The organism is Thiolapillus sp., from assembly GCF_048562965.1.
Lineage (GTDB): Bacteria > Pseudomonadota > Gammaproteobacteria > Chromatiales > Chromatiaceae > Thiolapillus > Thiolapillus brandeum_A.
Window position 1 is genome coordinate 1 of sequence record NZ_JBHNMF010000355.1, and the last position, 3,427, is coordinate 3,427.

Annotated in this window: 3 protein-coding genes; all 3 read right to left on the bottom strand. The window is 58.4% G+C overall.

Annotated features, from left to right (window positions below; all coding sequences use genetic code 11):
* Nucleotides 1-207: IS66 family transposase (locus ACOCD2_RS14670; RefSeq protein ID WP_419625752.1), on the bottom strand; the 207-nt coding region annotated here is incomplete at its 3' end.
* A gap of 422 nt (nucleotides 208-629) precedes the next feature.
* Nucleotides 630-2,720 carry a TniQ family protein gene (locus ACOCD2_RS14675; protein WP_293652337.1) on the bottom strand — a complete coding sequence of 697 codons (2,091 nt, stop codon included), beginning with the start codon at nucleotides 2,718-2,720 and terminating at the stop codon, nucleotides 630-632.
* 1 nt (nucleotide 2,721) lies between these two features.
* Nucleotides 2,722-3,427: TniB family NTP-binding protein (locus tag ACOCD2_RS14680; protein WP_419625753.1), on the bottom strand; the 706-nt coding region annotated here is incomplete at its 5' end.

Sequence of the window (3,427 nt, forward strand, 5' to 3'; positions counted from 1 at the left end):
GCTGATGTGGCCGCCATGGCGCTTGAGAATGCCTTCAAGGCGGTACAGCGGCAGGGCGTCGGCGTACTTGGCCACCAGGATCCAGGCCAGCAGCCGGACGCTGGCCAGGCATTTGCCCAGAGGATGGATCGGGCGGGCAGCCACTTTGACTGTGCTTTCTCCCTCAGGCGTATCGAATACGGCTTTCTCCTGCCAGTATTCGATCACCCGGCATGATCGCAACCTGAGACCTGGATTCCGGATCCCAATAATTCAATGGCTTACGAAAATATTCCACAACCAAATCCAGACGGAATCAGGACCTATGCCTGTATTTGTACGCTATTTCCCCTGCTATGGCCAGATTCGCCGTAGGCGTGCCGTAAATACCTAAATCCAGCAAAAACTGGATTTGCCAGCCACCGGAAATACGACTATTTCTGGATTTGCAAGAGTAACAGGCAAGTGGTTTCATTCCTTATTGGGGAAGAAACAAAGGGAAAGGGCAGGTTTCAATCAGGCAATAGGGAATATGTTCCACCTATTTGGTGGGCGTCAGAATATGGAAACAGGCATCCGGAAGGGAACGAGTCCCAGGCGGGGCAAATCCGGAAAACCAGGAACAAGCCACCCGACAAGGTGGCTGGATCTTAGGTGTCGAGCTGATAGTGGCGTAACAGGGGATCGTTCCGGGGATAGAGAAAGACTTTCTTGGAACCCGTTCCGAGAACATAGCAGGGTTTCAGTCGCCCCATCTTCTTTAGGTTTGAACAAAGATACCGGTGGCGTCCCAATTGCTTTCCAATCTCAGTTCCCGTGGCGGCTTCATCCCAAACGGATAGCACTTTTTGCAGGTCGGAATAGGCGATAATCGTTCGATTACCAAACCGGTGTCCATTGATAAATCCAGTGTCGATCCACGTGCGCCGGAATGCGTGCACCGATTGCCCGGTTGCTTCCGCCGCGATTTCCAAATCCTGATAATTTTGGTTCAGCCTAGCCGCCAGGGACAGAACCTCCGCCTTTCGGAAGGAGAGATACCGGGCTTCCCGATCCAGGGGAGTTATCCATCCCTGGCTGACGATAGTTCTCACCGCTCTCGGGTCGACTCCCAAAGATTCAGCAGCCAAAGCTGTGGTCATTTGATCCGTCGATTTCCTGCGGGCCGCGGCCGTCTTTCGTCCGGCCGGGGAGGAATAGGGCGCTTCCCGGATCGACTCAAGGTCCAGTTTCTCGATCTCCTCACGGAGAAAGAGAAAAGTGGCCCCTGAATCGATACCCGGCCCGCTGACCGGCACCGCTCCGGCAGAGCGCAATCGATTCGAGAAGGTGGTTGGGGAAGCGCCCTGTTCACGGGCCACGGTGGAGCCGAACACGTAGCGCCGGTCGAAGGCCCGAAGGGCTTCTTCTTCGATCAACCACTGAACTGCATTTGTATGGCCGCCCCGCTTTGCCTGGAGCAGCCCGGCGCTGATAACGCCGCGCACGGACTCCGGGTTGGTCTTCAGGCGCCGGGTTGCTTCAGCCAAGGTAAAGTAGGGTCCTTCGCTTTTCCCGCCAGCGGTCTGTCCCCCTTTATCCTGGACATAATCCGATGGGGATGCTTCCGATATGCTTGGCTGGGAGCCCTCTCGGTTCACGATGCTGGAGATCACGGCGGAAAGCGACCGATTCCGGTACCTGGCCAGCAAGATTGGCAGGGGATCGGCGGTTTCCTGCTTTTCCACGTGGTGGCTGGCCAGTAGCAACAGCGCATTGACCGAGACAGCTCGAATTCGGTGCCGGTCGGCTGACAGCAGGTGGCCGTCTTTCTTCAGCCGGGCAAAGGGCACCCTCCCAATGCCGAGCACCGCCATGGCGGTGTGTTGGTGCCAGGTGATGTCTCCCAATTGCCCAGTCCACTGGTGGCGTGATGGTTTGGCAAGCAACAGTGTGCCATGGGCCACCAAATCGGCATCTCGGCTGGCCAGCAGGGGGGCCAGCAGGGTTCTCGGATGCAATGCTTCGCCAGCAGGAGGACCGGTGGGGGCATCCGGCTCCTCGGGCCAGTTCCCATGCAGGAGACTGGCCAGAGCCGTGACGAGCGGCACGCCCGGATCGATGAGCCCAAGCGCTCTCCACCAGTTCACTACGGAATGCAGGGCCGTATAGAGGCGCAGCCCGGCCTGCTCCTGTTGTTCAACGAGTCGGTGTAGCAAACCGGCCGGCTCCTTGGAACAGGTCTGCTGTCGGTGAGCCATCGCTTCGGGATCGCAACCGCAGGAAAAAGGGGTTCGGTTCCAGTCCCAGGGTGCATGACAAACCGGACAAGCGTCGGTCAGCAACACCTTGTGTTGGGCACAGGAATACGCGGCCACATGGTCCCATTCAGCGAAGGCGTAGCCATGCTCCAGGTAACAGGCGATGCACATCCGGCTGCGCCGGAACTGCAGGTCGCCGGGAGCGACCTGTAGTCCGTTCCAGAGGAGGTGGTCCATCCGGCCACAGCCACACCGTTCATAGACCACCAGGTTTACCTCATCTTCTGGCATACCCAGGGTGGCACAGGTCGCCCGAAACAGCAGCGGACTGCGCGCCAGCGTTCCCAGCCCCGTATCGGAATAGTCCAGGTAAGGGTTCATGGAAAAGGCAAAGCTGATCAGCGAAGGATAACCGTTTCCCAGGGCTGCCCGGCGCAGCAGGCTCAGGGGTGATTCGCCAGGCTGCGCATGGGGCAGGAAGGGCATGCTTGGCTGGTTCATCTCAGTTGACCTCCCCCTGGGAAAGCGTGAGCAGGTCTGCGCTGTCCAGTTCAAAAGGATTGAGCGCTTTTCCTTCCACAAGACGGGACATGGTTCTGGCCAGGTGGGTATTACTTTCCATGACCCGGCTGATCTCCGTGCGAACGATCTTTTCTGGCTGGTAGGCTTTGGCAAAATGCCCGAGGGTAATCCGGCGGTCCCCGGCGTCGTAGGCCTGGCGTGCGGCCGCAATGACCAGGCTGTTGATCCTGGCGGGCGTGCCGGCCGTGGCGAGATAGATCCGGGCGGCATTGTCGGGGTTGTTGCCAAAAGATTCGTACTCATCGAAGTAGTCCAGCTGGCAGGCGGTGTTGAGCAGTGTGTCCACGAATCCGCCCAGCACGTTGGCTGAAGACTCACCTGCTTCTTCCGTCTGGGTGGGCACCGGGAAGGGCTTGAGGTAGTAGATCTTGGAGAAACGCCTGGCCATCTGCTCGTCGGCCTCGATGAGTTCTACCAGCGGGGGCATGCCCATGAGGACGAAGGTCACCTCGGTCTTGTTGATCAGGGACTTGATCCAGTCCAGGGATTCCCTGAGCTTGTGGCTGTAGCCGTTGGCGTTCATGCCAAGAGCCTGCAGATGTTGGGTCTCGTCCAGAAAGATGACCTGGATGCCAGCCTGCTTAAGCATGGTTAGCACCAGGTCGGTCAATGTGTCTGATGTGCCA